Below are 19,921 nucleotides of genomic sequence, written 5' to 3' on the forward strand. Positions count from 1 at the left end.
TGTCTCAGCATTGAAGGACGCGGCGTCCTGCGTTTCTTCACTCGAAGGATGCCGGGAGCTGCTTCCGGTGGCCTTCACGGGTGAAGCCTGCCCTGCGGGGCAACATCAACAAAATCAATGACTTGGGTGCTGGCGCGGAAGGTGCTCCTGGGGAGGCCTGTATCGGGGCGCCGGATGTCAGTCCCAGGCGCTTGTCTGTGTGGGGGACCCTCATGCGAGTCGAGGTCGGTATGCGTAGGACGTGGAGCCTGTGTGTGATGCTGGCGTTGTTCGTGGTGCTGCGCGCGAATCCGGGGGACGCGCATGAAGAGACGTCGCAGGTGGAGCGGTGGACGCGTTCGCTGGTGTCGGCGGGCCTGACCGCCTCCAGCGTGAAGCGGGAGGCGCTGGGCGGCGGGCTGGCGCACTACACCTGGAAGGTGCGGGTGGGGACGGGGAAGTACGACGTCATCGGCGTGCACCGGGTGGTGCGCGAGGCCCGCCCCTGGATTCCGGCGCGCAGCAGCCGGGCGGTGTTCCTGGTGCACGGGGACCTGTGGGGCTTCGCGCCCGCGTTCCTCACCAACACGTGCGTGTCCACGATGCCGGAGGACCGCTCGCTGGCGGCGTTCCTGGCCAGCCAGGACGTGGACGTGTGGGGCCTGGACCTGCGGTGGGTGGGCGTGCCGGAGGAGGAGATGGACTTCGAGTTCATGGCGGCCTGGAGCATCCAGACGCACGCGAAGGACGTGGGCACGGGCCTGGCGCTGGCGGACGTCGTGCGGCGGCTGTCCGGCAACGGCGGCAATGACCGGATGTTCCTGATGGGCTGGAGCCGGGGCGCCACCATCGGGTACGCGTACCTGGACGCGGAGTCGCAGCGGCCGCGCGCGCTGCGCCGGGTGGACGGCTTCGTGCCCATGGACATGCCGGTGCGCTTCGGGCCGGACGCGGCCCAGCAGCAGGAGTGGGCCTGCGCGCGGTACGAGCTGCTGAACGCGGACCGCACCATGGGCCGCAAGGAAGGCGGCCTGCTGGGGCCCGCGCCGGGGATTCCGGTGCGGCAGCTGGGGTTGGCGGCGGCCAAGGATCCCAACGGCCTCTCCCTGCTGGCGCCGGGGTTCGTGGAGCAGCCCAAGCCCACCAACCGGCAGCTCGCCGTCATCGCCGCCGGGGACACCGCGACCCTCCTCAGGCCGTTCAAGCTCCAGCCGATCGTGCCGGGCTACCACCTGGCGGGCAGCGTCCCGGACGCCTCGGGGCTGCCCGTGAAGACGGCCTTCACGCCGGAGCCCACCCTGTTCGACTACCTCCAACTCGCCGTGCCCTACCAGAGCTTCAACGAGGTGGTGGAGACGGAGGCGCAGCTGTGCGGCCTGGACGTGCCCTTCGACGACCACCTGCAGGACGTGAAGGTGCCGGTGCTGTACGTGGGCGCGGCGGGCGGCGTGGGGCGCTACGGGGAGTACTCCACGCGCCTCCTGGGCAGCACGGACGTCACGCGCCTCATCGTGCGCAGCCGGCCCGAGGGGGAGCGCGCGCAGGACTTCGGCCACGCGGACCTGTTCCTGGCCCGGGACGCGCGCGTGCGTGTGTGGCAGCCCATCCTCCAGTGGCTGCGGGCGCACTGAAGAGGGCGCGGCGGACGGCGGGGGCTACTCCGCCTTCCACAGCCCGTGGCGCCGGGCCCTGCGGCCCAGCGTCACGGGGTCCATGCCCAGGGCCACGGCCGCGCGGCGCAGGACGCCGCCGTGGCGCTCCAGGGCCTCGCGGATGAGCTCGCGCTCCACCTGGTGGAGCCGGGCCCGGAGCGAGCCGTCCCCCGTGGGGTCCGCGCGGGGCACGGCGTTGGTGAGGAGCGCGGGTGGCAGCAGGCGCCGGGTGAGCATCTCCCCGGGCCGGGACAGGAGCACCGCCCGCTCCACCACGTTGCGCAGCTCTCGCACGTTGCCCGGCCAGCCGTAGCCGTGCAGCACCTCGTCCGCGTCCGGGGCCACGCCCGTGGCGGAGCGCTTGAGGGTGCGGTTGAACTGCTCCACGAACGCGCGCGCCAGCTCCGGGATGTCCTCCGGGCGCTCGCGCAGGGGCGGGATGTCGATGGTGAAGCTGTTGAGCCGGTAGAAGAGGTCCGCGCGGAAGCGGCCGGTGCGCACCTCCTCGCCCAGGTCCCGGTTGCTCGCGGCCACCACGCGCACGTCCACGTGGCGCACCTGGGTGCCGCCCACCGGGCGGATGTCGCCCGTCTCCAGCACGCGCAAGAGCTTCGCCTGGAGGTTGGGCGTGGTGTTCTCAATCTCGTCCAGGAAGATGGTGCCGCCGTTGGCCAGCACGAAGAGGCCCGGGTGGTCCGACACCGCGCCGGTGAAGGCCCCCTTCACGTGGCCGAAGAGCTCGCTCTCCAGCAGCGTCTCCGTGAGCGCGCCGCAGTCCTGCACGACGAGCGGCAGGTCCCCCCGGCCGGAGAGCCGGTGGAGGATGCGCGCCAGCACCTCCTTGCCGGTGCCCGTCTCGCCCTGCAGCAGCACCGCCACCCGGTGGGGGGCCACCAGGCGCACCATCTCCATCACCCGCTGCATGGGAGGGCTGCGGAAGCCCACGTCCTCCGCGTGGCGGCCCGGGCCCCCCACCGGGGCCTGGGCCAGCGCGCGCTCGCGCAGGAGGTTGCGCTCCAGCTCCAGCGCCATGCGCCACTGCTCCGTGCGAAAGCCGTGCTCGCGCCCCGCCTGGAGCACCGCCTCGCGCATGGCGTCCGGGTCCGGCCACGCTCCCAGGGCCCGGTAGATGCGGCCGGTGTTGAAGAGGGCCACCAGCCGCTCCGGGGCCGCCGGGGCGCAGTAGACGATGCGCGAGGCCAGGTCGCTGGGCGGCCCCGCCCCCGTGGGGTCCACCTCCGCGCGCAGCTCCGCCAGGGACTCCACCAGCGCGAGCGCCCGCGACTCGTCCTGGCCACACACCAGGAGCGCCGCCATGTCACCGCGCGTGAGCAGCGCGTGCACGTCCTCCGCGGTCCCCGCGAAGTGCGGCGTGGCCACGCCGTCCAGGGCCTGGCGCACCGCGCGGGACTCGTCCTCCGAGGCGAAGGCGGCCACCACCTGCAGGTGGGACGTGGACAGGTAGCGCGCCAGCTTCACGCCATCCGCCGCGTCGAAGGCGCCGAAGCTGATGCCCAGCGCCGCGACGGTGCCCCCGCCGCCCGCGGTGTCATGGCGCCAGCGCACCACGCCGTGCACCCGCACGTGGGCGCCCGTGTCCGGCAGCGAGAAGGCCATCTCCACCGGCTCGTTCTCGTGCGGGCCCTCCGACGGCCGGCGCGGCGTGGCGATGAGCCCGATGCCCGTCTCGCTGATGTTCACGGACCAGCAGCCATGCAGCGCCGGCTGGGTCACCACCTTCACGTACAGCGGCTTGCGCTCGCTCCGAGGCACCTGCTCGGAAGAGGGGCGCGTCATGGGGTGCGTCACTCGACCGGCCTCATGGCCGCGGCGCGGCGGGCTTCCTGGAAGTCCACGGACATTTCAGGACGGGTTCTGCCTGATTCTTCCGTCATCGCAAGTCGGCGGCAAAGGGGGTGTCTCCCGTCCACGTCGCAACTGGACACGGGTCCGAAATGCCCTGCCCGAACGGGGTCGCGCGCGTTCCCACACCGCACCACAACCCGCGGCGTCAACGGCCCCGCGCTCCGGTGGTACGCGTCCCACGCGACGGGCTGTATCGCCCCTGCCGGTGGGTTGAAGGATTCCAACCGGGCCGTCTGAAATTGATGTCTGTCTTTTGAATACGAACCTGCCCAGCAGGTAAGCGGGCTCAACGTCGCTTGTGTTCGAAATAAAACTTCGCTATTCGGATTGTCACCTTGGAGCACGGCAGCCTTTCCCCGGCTGCCGGACGGAGCAACACCAACACACGTCATGCTGTCTTTCTCCTCCCGTTGACACGGCCCTGTCGCACAGGTCCGGGAGCACGAGAGGGGACTGCCCCGCCGTAAAGCCAGACATTCCCCGGCCATGCCCCGTCTCCTGTCCTGGGAGCATGGCTTTTCACTGCCTGTCCTTTCCCCCTGGGCCACCCCTTGAAGAAAACCCTCCTCCTGGTTGAAACGTTGTTCGTCCTGGGCGCCGTCGGCTGTGGCGCTCCGGACGGTTCCCTTCCGGACGCGGACCGCCCGCCGGCGCTCGAGTCCTCCGGCGAGGACCTCACCACCACCAGCTGCACGCAGCTGACCCCCAGCAGCGTGAAGGCCAGCGGCGACGACGGCACCGGCAGCGTCGCGGCGAACACGCTGGATGACCAGCTCACCACGCGCTGGAGCAGCCTGGGCAAGGGCCAGTGGATCGACTACGACCTGGGCGCCACCAAGGGCCTGGGCGCGATGGCGGTGGCCTGGCACCAGGGCGACACGCGGGTGAACACGTTCACCATCTCCGTGTCGCCGGACGGCTACACCTACACGCAGGTGTACAGCGGCAAGAGCAAGGGCACGACGACCGCCGCGGAGACGTACACCTTCACGCCGGTGAGCGCGCGCCGGGTGCGCATCAGCGTGCAGGGCAACACCCTCAACGACTGGGCCAGCATCGCGGAGGCGCGCCCCTGCGCCGGCACGACGACGCCCCCCCCCCCGACCCCCGGCGGCATCGTGTGGCGCGGCGACTTCGAGTCCGGCGACCGCAGCCAGTGGGACGGCACGCAGATGATGTCCGCGGACCGGCTGCAGGTCGTCGCGTCGCCGCTGCGCGAGGGCGGCTTCGCGCTCAAGGCCACGGTGAAGCAGGGCGACGACCCCATCAACTCCAGCGGCAACCGCAACGAGCTCTTCAAGCAGACGAAGGAGCCGGCGGGCTCCGAGTACTGGTACCGCTGGAGCACGCGCTTCGCGCCGGACTTCCCCAGCGTGAACACGTGGCAGCTGTTCACCCAGTGGCACCACGACGGCTGCTGCGGCTCACCGCCGGTGGAGTTCTACGTCTACGGCGAGGAGATGCGGCTCAACATCGGCGGGGACCCGGGCGTCATCGTCTGGAAGACGCCGCTGGTGCGCAACGCGTGGCATGACTTCATCTTCCACGTGAAGTGGTCGCCCAACGCCACCGTGGGCTTCGTGGAGCTGTACTACGACGGCAACCTGGTGCTGCCCAAGCGCTACATCGCGACGCAGTACTCCGGGATGCTCAACTACCTGAAGATCGGCCTGTACCGGAACGACACCGTCGCGCCGGTGGGCGTCGTCTACCACGACGGCTGGGTGATGGGCCGCACGAAGGCGGACGTGCTGGACGCCAACTACCAGCTGAAGTGAGACACCGGCCACGTGCCCCGGTAGTCCCCCGGTAGTCGCCGGGGCACGCCCCGGGATAGGCTTTCACCGCCCATTCCGAGGAGCCGTCTCATGCGCCTGTGCGCCGCGCTGACCGCCGTCACCCTGCTGGCGTCCTGCACCACGACCTATGCCATTCCCAAGCCGCAGCTCGCGCGGCTGGATGGCTTCAAGGACGACAACGCGGCGCTGCTGCGGGAGCTGGGTGACGTGATGCTCAACCGCCCCAACGACCGCCGGCGCACGGTGCTGGACGTGGAGGGCAAGGCGCACCACTTCACCTCGGACACGCCGCTGGCGCTGGCGCGGGTCTCCGCCCAGGCGGACGCGGAGTTCCAGCGCTTCATCGAGGTGGGCGTGGACGCCGACCGCTTCCGGGGCGTGCCGCTGGAGGGCTCCTCCTCCGGCGCGGCCGCGCCCGCGCTCGTGGTGCCCCTGACGGAGGTGGACCACGCCCGGCTGCGCGAGTTCAGCCTGGGCAAGACGCTGCTGCTGACGGGCACCATCGGCGCGGTGGTGCTGGGCTCGCTGGTGGCGGTGAGCATGCTCTTCGAGCCCACCACGGGCTCCGACGGCGACGACCGCGGCGTCATCGACCTGGGCCCCCGGCCCCAGGTCCTCCGGGGCCCGCGCTTCTAGCGCCCCGCTAGCGCGCGTCCGTGCGCTGGCGCAAGAGGCCCTCCTGGGCCACGGAGGCCACGAGCCGCCCGTCCCGGGTGAAGACGTGCCCGCGCGCCAGGCCCCGGGCGTTGCCGGCCCAGGGGCTCTCGATGCTGTAGAGCAGCCAGTCGTTGACCTTCAGGTCGCCGTGGAACCACAGCGCGTGGTCCAGGCTGGCCATCTGGAAGCCCGGCTGGAGGAACGTCAGCGCGTGCGGCTGGAGCGCGGTGCCCAGCAGGTTGAAGTCGCTGGCGTACGCGAGCACGTAGCGGTGCACCTGGGGCTCGTCGGGCATGGCGCCGTCGGCGCGGAACCAGACGTGCTTCACGGGCGGCTCGGCGGACGGCTCGAAGGGGTCCACGTACGTCACCGGGCGCATCTCGATGGGCTTGGCGGAGAGGAACTTCTCCCGGTGCCGTTCCGACATGCGGCCCGCGTGGCGCCCCAGCAGCTCCAGGTCCGTGGGCAGCGACTCCGGCGGCGGCACGTCCGGCATGGTGGCCTGGTGCGTGAAGCCCGGCTCATTGCCCTGGAAGGACGCCATCAGCGTGAAGATGGGCTGCCCCTTCTGGATGGCCACCACGCGGCGGGTGGTGAAGCTGCCGCCGTCTCGCACGCGGTCCACGGTGTAGACGACGGGCAGGCCCGCGTCCCCGGGGCGCAGGAAGTAGCCATGCAGTGAGTGCACCGTGCGCGCGTCCTCCACCGTCTGGCTGGCGGCGGACACGGCCTGCCCCAGCACCTGCCCTCCGAAGAGCTGGCGGAAGCCCAGGTCCTGGCTGGCGCCACGGAACAGGTTCTCCTCGATGGGCTCCAGCTTCAGCAGCCCCAACAGCTCATCCAGCACCCGGCTCATGCACGTCCTCCCGTTTTGACGCACCCCGTCCATATCCCAGCCCCCGGCCGGAGCGCGCGGGCCAATGTAGAGTGCGGCGCCTTTCTGCTCCGGAGGAGCCCGTGGCCCTTCCTTCCCTGCCAGACGCCTTCCGGCGGCACCCGGCGGCCTGGGGCATGGCGGCCACGTTCGCCGCCAGCCTGCTGTTGCGCGGGCTGTACCTGGCGGGTTCGCCGGACCGGGACTGGCCCTTCTCCGTCTTCTTCGCGGGCGACGCGCGCTTCTTCCACACCGCCGCGGTGGAGCTGGCGCGGGGCCGAGAGGTCCCGGCCACCCTGCCCTACCACCCGCCCCTGTTCCCCGCGCTGCTGGGGTGGCTCTACCGGGTGCTGGGGGAGCCCCGGGGCAGCGCGCTGCCGTACAAGCTGGCGCTCGCCTGCCTGGGGGCGGCGACGGTGGCGCTCTGCCAGGGCTTCTGGCGGCGCCTGCTGGGAACCGCCTGGAGCTGGGTGGCGGCGGGCCTGTACGCCACGAGCTTCGGGTGGCTGGTGCTCTCCACCACGTACAGCAATGAAACACTGTCCGCGCTGTGGCTGTGTTTCACGTGCGCGCTGGCCTTGCGCGTGGGCGGCCGGGCGCCGTCCCGGGCGGAGGTGCTGGGATTGGGCGCGGTGATGGGATTGGGCACGCTCACCCGCGCGGAGCACCTGGGGCTGTGGCCGTTCCTGCTCGTGTACGCGTGGACCGCGCGCGAGCGCACGGGCGGATGGAGGCCGTGGGTCCTGCATTGGGGCGCGGCGGTGGGCGTGTCCCTGCTGCTGCTCGTGCCCTCCGCCCTGCGCAACCTGGACACGATGCGCGAATTGAACGCGCGCGCGCCGCACCTGGAGCCGCTGCCGGAGTGGGTGCCCGTCACGGTGTACGGGCCGCTCAACTTCGCGATGGCGAACCACGCGGGCGCCACCGGCGGCTTCACGCCCGCGCTCATCAACCAGGGCGGCAGCAACGGCCAACTGGACCCGTCCCGTCCGGAACACCGGCGCCTGCTGCTGCACGGCTACGCGCAGGGGCTGCGCTGGATGGTGGACGCGCCCGGCGACGCGGCCCGCCTCCTGTGGACGAAGCTGGACCTGTGGCTGGACGGCCTGCGCCTGGGCGTCGGCGTGTCGGACGTGCCCGGGGGCCTCACCGGCGAGCGCGCCCCGGTGGACGTGTTCGTTCCCGATTCAGGATGGCTCAAGTGGCCGCTCGCGGCGCTGCTGCTCGCGGGGATGCTGCTGTCGCTGCGGCCCGCGCACGCGCCCTTCCGGCTGCTGTCGCTGGTGGTGCTGCACCGCGTGCTCGTCACGCTCGCCTTCTTCGGCTACGCGCGCGGGCTGCTCGTCGTCTTCCCCGCGCTCCTGCCGCTGCTGGTGCTGCCGCTGAAGGTCCTGGGCGAGCGCCACACGGCCGTGGCCCGGAGGCTGCCCGCGCTCGCCGGGGCGCTGCTGCTGCTCGCGTGGGCGGAGGCCGCGCTCGTCGCCACGCGCGAGACGCCCCGCCGCTTCATGGCCAGCGGCACCACCGACGCGGTGAACGGCAAGCTCATCCAGGACGACCGCGTCCGGCTCTGGCCCCAGCCCTGACCTGGATTCCGATTGGAATACTGCGAGCAGACCGAAACACTCCGAGAGTGAACATTCAGCCACTGAACATTTCAATGACCTGATTTCACTCGATTTTCTCAAAATCGAAGTTACTCAGGAATAGCCGCAATTCATTTTTAAAAAGCATCTGACCTAAGCAGGAGGCGCTCCGCCCCGGAGCCCGCCGGTCCCGTCCGGCGGCCTCACCCGAGGAGACGTGCATGCGCCCCCTGCGGTCCGCGTTGTGTTGTCTTGCCCTCTTGGTGTCGTCCACGACGTACGCATTCCAACCCTCCCAGCCCGCGCAGCAGGGCGCGGTGGCGAAGAAGGCCTTCTTCAAGCCGGAGCTGTACCTGCCCATCCAGAACGTGCCGCTGGAGAAGGCGCGCACGTTGATGCCGCGCGCGGGCGCGGACCGGTGGACGAAGTTCCTCTCCCGCACCGGCGGCAACGTGCAGGTGTACCTGGATCCGCTGTCCGGCATGCCCACGGGCATCCAGGGCAGCTTCCCGCTGCTGCCCGGTGACGGCTTCCGCAACAACGTCAGCCTGGACGACGTCCGTCAGGGGCTGGGCCGCTCCGTGGGCGGGGTGGACGAGGCGGTGGTGGGCGAGCTCGTCTTCAAGTTCGTCGCGGACAACCAGGACGCGCTGGGCGTGGACCTGCTGCAGCTGGGCGCGCCGCGCGTGACGCAGGTGTCGGACTCGCTGTGGCAGGTGCACATCCCGCAGGTGGTGAACGGCGTGCCGGTGCGCCACGGCCGGCTGGCGGCCACCATCAGCCACGGCAACCTCATCCTCCTGGGCACGGAGGCGTGGTCCAACGTGGGCATCGACGTGAAGCCCACGTTCAGCGCGTCGCAGGCGCTGACGGCGGGCAGCTCGTTCCTGGGCCAGACGCTGTCGCCCACCAGCCTGTGGCAGCAGCCCACGCTGGAGGTGACGCCCTACGCGCGCACGGGCGCGGCCTTCGGCCAGGGCTATGGCCACGCGCTGGTGTGGAGCTACGGCTTCTCCCTGCCGGGTGAGCACGAGCGCTGGAAGGTGACGGTGGACGCGAACTCCGGCGAGGTGCTGGCCGTGGAGGACGACAACCACTACTTCGACGCCCAGGTGAAGGGCGGCGTGTACCCGTCCACCAACATCGGCACCTGCACGTCGAAGGAGACGTGCGGCACCATGCAGCCCAACACGCCCATGCCGTGGGCGAACACGGGCTTCGCGTCGCCCAACAACTTCACGGACGGCGCGGGCATCTACAACTACAGCGCCGGCACCCTCAACACGACGCTCGCCGGCAAGTACGTGAAGATCGCCGACAGCTGCGGCGCGGTGAACGTCAGCTCCGCCACGGGCAACCTGGACCTGGGCGGCGTGAACAACGACCACGACTGCACGGTGCCCGCGGGCACGTCCCCCGGCAACACGCCGGCGGCGCGCTCCAGCTTCTACGAGCTGAACAAGATCAAGGAGGTCGCCCGCGGCTGGCTGCCCTCCAACACCTGGCTGCAGGGCCAGCTCACGTCCAACGTGAACCTGGCCAGCACGTGCAACGCGTTCTGGAACGGCAGCACCGTGAACTTCTACAAGTCCGGTGGCGGCTGCCGGAACACCGGTGAGATTGGCGCGGTGTTCGACCACGAGTGGGGCCACGGCATGGACAACTTCGACGCCAACGGCTCCCTGTCCAACTCCAGCGAGGGCTACGCGGACATCGCGGGCATCCTGCGCCTGCAGACGTCCTGCGTGGGCTACGGCTTCTTCCAGACGACGGACACGGGCTGCGGCCTCACGCCGGACGGCACGGGCTACAACCAGCAGGAGTCGCAGGTGGCGGGCCAGTCGTGGTGCAACCTGCGCTGCTCGGGCGTGCGCGACGCGGACTGGGCGGCGAGCGCGCCGAACATCCCGGCCACCCCGCAGAACTTCACCTGCAAGATGTGCTCGTCCGGCTCCGGCCCGTGCAGCAAGCAGGTGCACTGCGCCGCGTCCCCCGTGCGCCAGGCGGCGTGGGACCTGGTGACGCGCGACCTGACCGCCGCGCCCTTCAACTACAACTCCAACGACGCGTTCCTCTTGGGCAACAAGCTCTTCTACCAGGGCTCCGGCAACATCGGCACGTGGCACGCCTGCAACTGCACCGCCGGCACGTCCGACGGCTGCGGCGCGACGAACGGCTACATGCAGTGGCTGGCCGCGGACGACGACAACGGCAACCTGGCGGACGGCACGCCGCACATGACGGCCATCTACGCCGCCTACAACCGCCACAACATCGCCTGCTCCACGCCCGCGCCCACCAACGGCGGCTGCGCGGCCGGCCCCACCGCGGCCCCCACCACCACGGCCACCCCGGGCGACAGCCAGGTGAGCCTGGCGTGGACGGCGTCCGCGGGCGCCAGCGAGTACTGGGTGATGAAGACGGAGGGCTTCGCGGGCTGTGACTTCGGCAAGGCGCGCGTCGCCACCGTCACCGGCACCAGCTACACGGACCCGGAGGTCGCCAACGGCCGCCAGTACTGCTACTCGGTCGTGCCCGCCAGCAGCAACGCGTGCTTCGGCCAGGCGTCCGCGTGCACCTGCACCACGCCCACCTGCGCGGCGCCCGGCGCGCCCACGCTGTCCACCCCCGCCTCCGGCGCCACCGGCGTGGAGCTGCTCGCGGTGCTGGACTGGGCGGACGTCACGGGCGTGTCCGGCTACGAGGTCCAGGTGGCCACCGACAGCGCCTTCACCAACGTGGTGCGCAGCGCCAACTCGCTGGTGGCCAGCACCTGGACGGTGGCCCCGGGCCTGACGGCGAACACGGCCTACTACTGGCGCGTGCGCGCGCTCAACTCGTGCGGCGGCACCAGCGCCTGGACCGCGGCGCGGAGCTTCACCACGCGCGGCTGCGTCACCCTGGCCGCCCCCACGCTGTCCTCGCCCGCCAGCGGCGCCACCGGCGTCGCCCTGTCCCCGGCGCTGGACTGGACCGACGTGACGAGCGCGGCCGCGTACGACGTGCAGGTGGCCACCGACAGCGCGTTCACCAACGTGGTGCGCAGCGCCACCGGCCTGTCCTCCAGCGCGTGGAACGTGACGCCCGGCCTGTCCAACCTGACGGCGTACTACTGGCGCGCGCGGGCCACCGACAGCTGCGGCGCGGGCGCGTACAGCGCCGCGTCCAGCTTCACCACCACCAACGTGTGCACGCCCACCGTGGCCACGTACAACGCGACCCTGCGCACCCCGGCGTGCGGCTCCGTGTGCGGCTGCGACACCGGCCCCACGCTGGTCAACGGCCGCGGCACGGTGTCCGGCGGCGTGGAGCCCAACCAGCCCAACACCCTGGGCGCCACCTGCGCGGACGGCTCCACGGGCACCTACCACTCGGATGAGAGCATCGACCGCATCGTGCTCAAGACGGTGGACCAGGGCACCATCACCCCGGGCAAGCAGCTCACCGTGGACGTGACGGTGTGGTGCTACGGCACCAGCGACCAGCTGGACCTGTACTACACGACGAACACCACCACGCCCGCGTGGACGGCCATCAGCACCGCCCAGGCCTGCACCGCGGTGGGGCTGAAGACGTTCTCCTTCCCCGTCACCGTGGGCAGCACCACCGGCCAGCACGCCGTGCGCGCGCAGTTCCGCTTCAGCAGCACGCCCACCAGCGCGTGCGTGGCGGGCAGCTACAACGACCGCGACGACCTGGTGTTCAGCGTCGTGTCCGCCGTGGCCGCCAACCCCACCGCCCCGTCCGCGAAGCAGGTCCGGGGCCGGGCCGTGACGGCGCGCTAGCCGTCCCGCCGTCCGCAGTTCCATGGGGGCTCCCGGGGGTCATCCCGGGGGCCCCCGTGCCTTTTCATGGCTTGTGGTCCGTGGTGATGACGATGGACTTCGCCGAGCGCTTCGCGGGCCCGTGGTGGACCATCTCGATGTTGTTGCCGTCCGGATCCAACACGAAGGCCGCGTAGTACCCCGGGTGGTAATGGCGCTCTCCCGGGGCCCCGTTGTCGCGGCCGCCCGCGGCCACCGCCGCCTGGTGGAAGCGGTGCACCATCTCCCGGTCCTCCGCCTGGAAGGCCAGGTGCACGCGCGCGCTGGGCTCGCGGTCGCTGCTGAGGAAGAACTCGTCCGCGGCCAGGTGACGGTCGCTCTCGTCGTAGACCGGGATGCCCATCACCTCCAGCACCGCGCGGTAGAAGCGCTTGCTCGCCTCCAGGTCCCGGACCTGGAGGTGGACGTGGTCGAACATGCGGCCGTGGTGCAGTTCCATGGTCTGCCCTCCGTGATTTCGCTGCCGTCGGTGTGTCCGACAACCAGCGGACGGGCGACCTTCAGAACGGCAATTCACGCATGTCAAGGCGCCTCCGCCCGGGAAGTCGTGAAAGCGGCAGCAACCCTCCATAAAAGCGCGGGCACCCGGCGGCGGGACGACGCAGCTTCATGCGATAGTCCGCGCCACTTCGCAGTTCTTGCCTTCAGGAGGGTGCCGCGATGTTCCTCGAAATCATCGTCCTGCCCCGTGAAGACGACAGGTCCCCGAAGCGACGTACGCTCAAGGCCTCCAAGGCTCCGAGTGCTCCGGAGCCGCGGGGCCGGGCGGAGCTGGCCCAGCAGTGGCGCGAGGAGGGCAAGGCCTTCCATGGCGCCGTCCTGGAGTTCATCAAGGCCCAGCACCTGCTGGGCGCGGTGAAGTGGATGAGCGAGCCGGGCCTGCTGCCCCAGGTGACGCTCGTCGCCACGGACCGCGTGCTGGAGAAGCTCCAGTCGGAGCCCCGGTTCGCCGCCGGCCGCTCGCTGTCCATGAACCTGCAGACCTGAGGCCGCGCCGCCCCCGCGGCGACCTCCCCCTCCCCCTTTCTCTTTTTCTCGACACCTGTTCGTGACACCGCGTGAGCGCTTCCGCGGTGCGTCCAGGCGTGGCCGGGGTGCGTCATTACCATCGGCTTAGCCTGTCTCATCCTGTTTCACGCTGCTCTCCGCCTTGACGGCCTCATCTTGAATTCCACAGGATGCGCCCCGACCCACGAGGTCTGGACACCTGGTCCGGACCGGACGTGGGAGGTCCCTGCCGTGCCCCGCCAGCGCGCCCCTCGCCTGGAATCGGAGCGGAACATGCGTTTGAAGAGCTTGGCCCCCGTCGTCGTGTCGCTGTGCTGCGCCACCGCCTCCGCGGAGTCGCGTGACAAGGAGGTGTTCATCACCATCGGTTCGGAGGCGGTGACGGCGGTGCGCGCGTCGTTCCGCGCGGCCGGGAGCGCGCCCACGCTGGTGAAGGAGGCGAACGGCGTGAGCGTGCTCAAGCTCACCGAGTCGCAGCTGGGCGACGTGTCCGCCATCATGCATGACCAGTATCACCGCTGCGCGGGCTTCATGGCGCACGACACGCAGGAGGCCGCGCTCGCGGCGCTCACGCCCGCGCAGCCCACGCAGTCGCTGGTGAGCTACACGTTGGACAACGCGGCGGTGGTCAACGGGCTGTTCTCCGGCCTCCAGGAGGCCAGCCTCCGGAGCACCATCGTCCAGCTGTCCAGCTACACGAACCGCTACTACAACAACTCCACGGGCGGCACGCAGGCGGCCAGCTGGCTCAAGAGCGCGTGGGAGTCCTACGCCACCGGGCGCAGCGACGTGAGCGTGCAGCTGTACACGCACTCGGGCTGGACCCAGCCGTCCGTCATCGCCACCATCACCGGCGAGGTCTTCCCGAACGAGGTGGTGGTGATTGGCGGCCACCTGGACTCCATCAACATCACCGTGGGCTCCTCCAGCCGCCCCACCGCGTCCGCGCCGGGCGCGGATGACGACGCCTCCGGTGTCGCCACGCTGTCGGAGGTCTTCCGCGTGGCCATGGCGAAGGGCTACAAGCCGGCGCGCACGGTGAAGTTCATGGCGTACGCGGCGGAGGAGGTGGGCCTCTACGGCTCGCAGGCCATCGCGCAGGCGTACAAGTCCGCGGGCACCAACGTGGTGGGCGTGCTCCAACTGGACATGACCAACTACCGCGGCTCCACGGCGGAGGTGACGCTCGTCACGGACAACACCAACGCGGCGCAGAACGCGTTCCTGGGCAACCTCATCGACACGTACACGGGCTACGTGCGCACCAACATCACGTGCGGCTACGGGTGCTCCGACCACGCGTCGTGGAACGCGCAGGGCTACCCGGCCTCCATCCCGTTCGAGGCGTTGATGAACCAGGACAACCCCTTCATCCACACGGCCGACGACACGCTGGCCAACAGCACGGACGGGACCACCAACAACAACGCCAACAACGCGCTGAAGTTCGCGCGCATCGGCGCCGCGTACCTGGCGGAGCTGGGCAAGGGCACCCTCCCCGGCCAGCCCACGGACACCCAGGCCCCCACCGTGTCGCTCACCGCGCCGGCGAGCGGCGCGACGGTGAACGGCACCACCAGCATCACCGCGACGGCCACCGACAACGTGGGCGTCAACAAGGTGGAGTTCCTGGTGGACGGCGTGGTGAAGGGCACCTCCTTCTCCTCGCCGTACAGCTTCGCGTGGGACAGCCGCACGGTGGCCAACGGCAGCCACACGGTGGCGGCGAAGGCGCACGACAGCGCGGGCAACAACGCCACCACGGCGGCGCGGACGGTGACGGTGGCCAACGTGTCCACGTCCGGTACCTACGACACCACGCTCCGGACGCTGCGTTGCACCGCGGCGGCCGCCACCTGCGACAGCGGCACGCTCTTCAACGGCCGCGGCACCATGGGCCCGGAGACGAACACGCCCAACACGCTGCGCGGCACGTGCGGCGACGGCAGCTCCGGCACCTACAAGAGCGATGAGTCCGTGGAGGCCCTCAAGGTGTCCACCGTGGACGGCTCCAACTTCGCCGCGGGCAAGCAGGTGAAGGTGGAGGCCTCCATCTGGGCCTACGCAAGCCCGTCGTCGGACCGGCTGGACCTGTACTACACGGCCAACGCCACCGCGACGACGCCGGTCTGGACGCTGCTCACCACGCTCACCCCCGCGGCCGCGGGCGCCCAGACGCTGTCGGCCACGTACACGCTGCCCTCCGGCGCCAACCAGGCCGTGCGCGCGCAGTTCCGCTACGGCACCGGCAGCCCGTCCAGCGCGTGCGTCTCCAACGAGTACAACGACCGCGACGACCTGGTGTTCGCCGTCCAGTGAGCCTCACGGCGGTGACGTGACGTGATTCACGGGAGGGGATCCGGGGCGCGTACCCGGGTCCCCTTCGCATTTTCAGGCCGCCTTGAGGCCCTCGATGGGCAGCTCCACCACGAAGGTGGAGCCCAGGCCCGGCTTGCTGTCCACGGTGATGCGGCCGCCGTGCGCCTCCACCACCTGCCGGGCAATCCACAGCCCCAGGCCCAGGCCGCCGTAGTTGCGCCCGGGCACCGCGCGCTCGAAGCGCTCGAAGATGCGCGCGCGGTCCTCCTCGCTGATGCCAATGCCCTCGTCGCGCACGGTGAGGCGCGCGGTGCCGTCCTCGGCGGCCACGCGCACCGCGATGGGGCGGCCCGCGCCGTACTTCGCCGCGTTCGTCAGCAGGTGCGTCACCACCTGGTCGATGCGCAGCTTGTCGTACCGGCCCACCAGCGGCAGGCCCGCGTCCAGCGTCACCGTCACGCCCATCCGCGCGACCTCCTCGCGCAGCCGGGCCACCGCGTGGCCCACCACGGCGGTGAGGTCCACGTCGTTCAGCTCCAGCGCCAGCCGGCCCGTGGTGAGCTGCGACACGTCCAGCAGCGTCTCCATCAGCGCGTGCAGCCGCTGCACCTGCCGCCCGGCGGACTCCAGCGGGCTCCTGGCGCGGCCCAGCGCTTCGTCCCCCAGGCTGCGCTCCAGCCGCTCCAGGTGCAGGCGGAAGGCGGCCAGCGGCGTCTTGAGCTCGTGGCTCGCCACCGCGAGGAAGTCGTCCCGGGCCTGGAGGCTCTCGCGCAGCGAATGGGCCAGCAGCTCCTGGCGCATCACCTCCCGGCGCGTGCGCGACAGCTCCAGCATGGAGCGCACGCGCGCCACCAGCTCCCGGGCGCTGAAGGGCTTCACCAGGTAGTCGTCCGCGCCCGCCTCCAGCCCCTCCACCGCGGCCTCCTCGCCGGCCCGGGCGGACAGCATCACCACGGGGACGGCGCGCGTGGACGGCAGCTCGCGCAGGGCGCGCAGCAGGCCGAAGCCGCCCAGCCGGGGCATCATCACGTCCGTCAGCACCAGGTCCGGCGCGTGCGCGCGCGCGGCCTCCAGCGCGGCCTGGCCGTCCGTCGCCAGCGTCACGTCGAACGACGGCGACAGCACGCGCGCCACGTACTCGCGCATGTCCGCGTTGTCGTCCGCCACCAGCACGTGCGCCCGGCCCGCGCCGTCCCCTTGCGCCGGCGCTGGAGCCTCCGGCGCCAGCTCCACGTCCGTCCAGCGCTCGGCCTCCTGGAGGAAGGGGCGCGCGCCCGGGGCGGTGGACTCCTGCTGGCGCGGGGCGAGCACGCGGTCCGCGGGCAGGTGCGCGTGGCCCCGGGGAACGCGGACGGTGAAGGTGCTGCCCCGTTCCTCCTCGCTCTCCACGGCCACGTCGCCGCCGTGCAGCGCCACCAGCTCGCGCACCAGCGCCAGGCCGATGCCGGTGCCTTCGTGGGTGCGGCTTCGCGCGTTGCGCACGCGGTGGAAGCGCTCGAAGAGGTGGGGCAGCTCCGCCGCGGGGATGCCCGTGCCCGTGTCCTGCACGCGCAGGACGACGTCGTGGCCCCGGACCTCCTGCCGCACGGTGATGCCGCCCTCGAACGTGAACTTGAGGGCGTTGGAGAGCAGGTTGAAGACAACCTTCTCCCACATCTGCCGGTCCACGTAGACGGGCTCCGGCACGGGCTCGCAGTCCACGCGGAAGGACAGGCCGTTGCGCTCGACGGCGGAGCGGAAGTGGCCGGTGAGGTCCCTGGTGAAGGCGGCCAGGTCCGTGGGCTCGAAGCGGGAGTCGATGCGGCCCGCCTCCAGCCGGCTGAAGTCCAGCAGCGTGTTCACCAGCCGCAGCAGGCGGCCCGCGTTGCGGTGGACGAGCTCCAGGTCCTTGCGCGCTCCTTCCGTCACCGGCACCTGCGCGAGCACGTCCTCCAGCGGCCCCAGCATCAGCGTGAGCGGCGTGCGGAACTCGTGGGAGATGTTGTGGAAGAAGGCCGTCTTCGCCCGGTCCAGCTCCGCCAGTGCCTCCGCCCGCTGGCGCTCCTCCTCGTAGGCCCGCGCGTTGCGCAGCGCCACCGCCACCTGCGCGCCCAGGAGTTCGCAGAAGGAGGCGTAGCCCTCGTCGAAGGCGCGGGCGGGGGACAGCGCGGTGACGAGCACACCCAGCGGCGCGGCCGTACCCGTGCCCGCGAGCGGCTGGAAGAGGAGCGTCCCCACGGAGTCTCCGAACGGCCCGCCCTGGAGGGCCAGGAGCGCCTCCAGCCCGTCGCGCCGCACCCGCTCGCCCTCGAGCGCGCGCAGGTACGGGGCCGCCTCCCGGAAGCCGGCGTCCAGCACGAGGGTCTCCGGGCTGAGCGGCCCGCCGCGCGCAAGGCCCACGGCCCCGCTCAGCGTCAGCGTCCGGCCGTCCTCCGCGCGCAGGTAGAGCAGCGCGCACGGCACGTCCAGGGGATGATCCGCCAGCGCGGTCATCAGGTCGCCGCACGTCTTCGCCACGCTGCGCGTGTCCGACGCCTGGGCGGACAGGTCGCGCAGGAGGCGCATGCGCCGCTCGCTCAGGACCTGCGGCGTCACCTCCGCGCACACCGCGAGCATGCCGCCGATGGCGCCCGTGTCGTCGTAGGCGGGCGCGTGGCTGACGTCGAAGTAGGACTCCTCGCGGTAGCCGCTGCGGTTGAGCAGCAGCCGCAGCGCGGGCACCCAGCTGGCGACGCCCGTCGTCATCGCCTCCCGCACCAGCGGCTCCAGTGAGTCCCACGCCTCCGCCAGCGTGCCGCGGATGTCCGTGCCCAGCGCGGCCGGGTGCTTGTCCCCGATCACCAGCGAGTAGGCGTCGTTGTAGAACTGGGTGAGCTCCGGGCCCCAGGTGAGGATCATGGGGTAGCGCGACCCGAGCAGCGTCTTCACGAGCACCTTGAGGCTCGTGGGCCAGGAGGCCACGGGCCCCACCGGCGACGCGTCCCAGCCGTGCGCGCGCACCAGCGCGTGCATCTGGCTGCCTCCGGTGAAGAGGGTCTCCGGGGTCTGGGGCGGAACGTCCTGGCTCATCTCGGGCGCTGCTCCTGGGCTCGGCGAGCCATTTCCCTATGACGGCTCCCGGAGTGTTCCCACTGGAAAAATGATCATCCGTCCGGAGCGGAGCACCCGGCCCTCCGCATGCTCGCAGGCCCTGCCGCCGCGGGGCGGACGCCCCCCGCATCCCTTGCGTCCAGGCGCCCGGCCGCCTGCCTGCTGGAGCACGGCTGGCGGGCTGTCCATCCCCGGCCGCACGCCTTACCTCCGTAGGGATGATGCCCTCTCCCCAGGCCGAATCCCGGGTGCTGCGCGAGAAACATCCCACCGAAGGCGCCGAGCGAGGCCGCCTCTCACCGCGGCGTGAAGCCCTGCTCCAGGCGCGCATCAAGGACCTGTCGCTGCGGCTGGGCGGCACACCCCTGGAGCGCTACATCGCGCAACTCCACGCCGAGCTGGAGGCGAAGGGGCTGTCCTTCAAGCCCCAGTGCTACCTGTCCGATGAATGGGGCTGTCCCTCCGGCGTGCCCGTCATCGGGCTGCCCTTCTACCTGGCGGATCCAGACCTCCTGTCCATCGAGGCGGAGCTGGGGGGCAGCGCGGAGACGGAGGCCGAAATCCTCATGTACCTGCGCCACGAGGCGGGCCACGCGTTCAACTACGCGTACCGCCTCTATGACACGGACGAGTGGCGCCGCGTCTTCGGCGACTACGGCCGGCCGTACCAGGACGACTACAAGCCGCGGCCCTTCTCGCGCCGGTACGTCTTCCACATCTCCGGCTGGTACGCGCAGAAGCACCCGGACGAGGACTTCGCGGAGACCTTCGCCGTGTGGCTCACGCCGGGCAGCGACTGGGCGAAGCGCTACCAGGGCTGGGGCGCGCTCAAGAAGCTCCACTACGTGGAGGACATCGCGAAGCGCCTGGGCCGCACGACGCCGCCCGTGCAGCTGGCCCAGCCGGACTTCACCACCGAGGAGATGGAGGGCACCGTCCAGGACCACTACCGCCAGCGCGAGCTGGACGAGAAGGTGGACGTGGAGCTGAGGAACGCCTTCGACCACGCGCTGGAGGACATCTTCTGGGGCCCGGGCGAGGCGCCCGTGAGCGCGGCGACGCTGGTGCAGGCCGAGCGCCAGCGCCTGCTGTCCACCGTGGGCCACTACGCGGGGGTGAGCCGGGGCGTGGTGCGCGCGCTCGTGGACCACCTGGCGGAGCGCACCGCCGCGATGAACCTCACCCTGCACCCGGACGACAGCCGCGAGGCGGCGATGCAGTTGGCGTCGCTCGTCACCGTCCTGGCGATGAACTACCTGCACACCGACCGCTTCTTCGAGGACTGACC

12 protein-coding genes are annotated in these 19,921 nt (G+C 71.2%); 8 read left to right on the forward strand and 4 right to left on the reverse strand.

The features are described 5' to 3' along the window. Nucleotides 1–257 precede the first annotated feature (257 nt). A complete protein-coding gene (locus AABA78_RS00895) occupies nucleotides 258–1,610 on the forward strand; it encodes an alpha/beta fold hydrolase (RefSeq protein WP_338261178.1) in 1,353 nt (450 codons plus the stop codon). A 24-nt stretch (nucleotides 1,611–1,634) separates the two neighbouring features. Here AABA78_RS00895 and AABA78_RS00900 read toward each other — a convergent pair whose 3' ends face one another. Beyond that, a complete protein-coding gene (locus tag AABA78_RS00900) occupies nucleotides 1,635–3,428 on the reverse strand; it encodes a sigma 54-interacting transcriptional regulator (RefSeq protein ID WP_338261180.1) in 1,794 nt (597 codons plus the stop codon). Between the two features lie 620 nt (nucleotides 3,429–4,048). Between AABA78_RS00900 and AABA78_RS00905 the strand changes: the two genes are divergently transcribed. Together AABA78_RS00905 and AABA78_RS00910 are read left to right on the forward strand one after the other, a co-directional pair. Beyond that, nucleotides 4,049–5,275, forward strand: a complete 1,227-nt coding sequence (locus AABA78_RS00905; protein ID WP_338261181.1) for a heparin lyase I family protein — start codon at nucleotides 4,049–4,051, stop codon at nucleotides 5,273–5,275. Nucleotides 5,276–5,365: 90 nt separating this feature from the next. Beyond that, complete coding sequence (locus tag AABA78_RS00910; protein WP_338261183.1) at nucleotides 5,366–5,932, forward strand: hypothetical protein; 567 nt, start codon at nucleotides 5,366–5,368, stop codon at nucleotides 5,930–5,932. Between the two features lie 7 nt (nucleotides 5,933–5,939). Here the strand turns inward: AABA78_RS00910 and tesB are convergent, their stop codons facing one another. Further along, on the reverse strand, nucleotides 5,940–6,809 hold the full coding sequence (gene tesB, locus AABA78_RS00915) for an acyl-CoA thioesterase II (RefSeq protein WP_338261184.1): 870 nt from the start codon (nucleotides 6,807–6,809) through the stop codon (nucleotides 5,940–5,942). Between the two features lie 155 nt (nucleotides 6,810–6,964). Here tesB and AABA78_RS00920 point away from each other — a divergent pair, with 155 nt between their 5' ends. Continuing rightward, complete coding sequence (locus AABA78_RS00920; protein WP_338262360.1) at nucleotides 6,965–8,413, forward strand: ArnT family glycosyltransferase; 1,449 nt, start codon at nucleotides 6,965–6,967, stop codon at nucleotides 8,411–8,413. A 221-nt stretch (nucleotides 8,414–8,634) separates the two neighbouring features. Beyond that, on the forward strand, nucleotides 8,635–12,198 hold the full coding sequence (locus AABA78_RS00925; RefSeq protein WP_338261185.1) for an endopeptidase: 3,564 nt from the start codon (nucleotides 8,635–8,637) through the stop codon (nucleotides 12,196–12,198). 64 nt (nucleotides 12,199–12,262) lie between these two features. Here the strand turns inward: AABA78_RS00925 and AABA78_RS00930 are convergent, their stop codons facing one another. Further along, the gene (locus AABA78_RS00930; RefSeq protein ID WP_338261186.1) at nucleotides 12,263–12,676 is read right to left on the reverse strand and encodes a VOC family protein; all 414 of its coding nucleotides are present in this window, start codon (nucleotides 12,674–12,676) and stop codon (nucleotides 12,263–12,265) included. A gap of 221 nt (nucleotides 12,677–12,897) precedes the next feature. Here AABA78_RS00930 and AABA78_RS00935 point away from each other — a divergent pair, with 221 nt between their 5' ends. Then, nucleotides 12,898–13,224 carry a hypothetical protein gene (locus AABA78_RS00935; RefSeq protein WP_338261187.1) on the forward strand — a complete coding sequence of 109 codons (327 nt, stop codon included), beginning with the start codon at nucleotides 12,898–12,900 and terminating at the stop codon, nucleotides 13,222–13,224. A gap of 294 nt (nucleotides 13,225–13,518) precedes the next feature. After that, entirely contained in the window at nucleotides 13,519–15,564 is a 2,046-nt protein-coding gene (locus AABA78_RS00940) for a M20/M25/M40 family metallo-hydrolase (protein ID WP_338261188.1), read from the forward strand. Nucleotides 15,565–15,636: 72 nt separating this feature from the next. Here the strand turns inward: AABA78_RS00940 and AABA78_RS00945 are convergent, their stop codons facing one another. Beyond that, nucleotides 15,637–18,612, reverse strand: coding sequence for a hybrid sensor histidine kinase/response regulator (locus AABA78_RS00945; RefSeq protein WP_338261190.1), 2,976 nt, complete (start codon nucleotides 18,610–18,612; stop codon nucleotides 15,637–15,639). Between the two features lie 242 nt (nucleotides 18,613–18,854). On the opposite strand from AABA78_RS00945, the gene AABA78_RS00950 reads away from it, so the two are divergent. Further along, on the forward strand, nucleotides 18,855–19,919 hold the full coding sequence (locus AABA78_RS00950) for a putative zinc-binding metallopeptidase (RefSeq protein ID WP_338261191.1): 1,065 nt from the start codon (nucleotides 18,855–18,857) through the stop codon (nucleotides 19,917–19,919). Nucleotides 19,920–19,921: the final 2 nt, after the last annotated feature.

Source organism: Corallococcus caeni (assembly GCF_036245865.1).
Taxonomy (GTDB): Bacteria; Myxococcota; Myxococcia; order Myxococcales; family Myxococcaceae; genus Corallococcus; species Corallococcus caeni.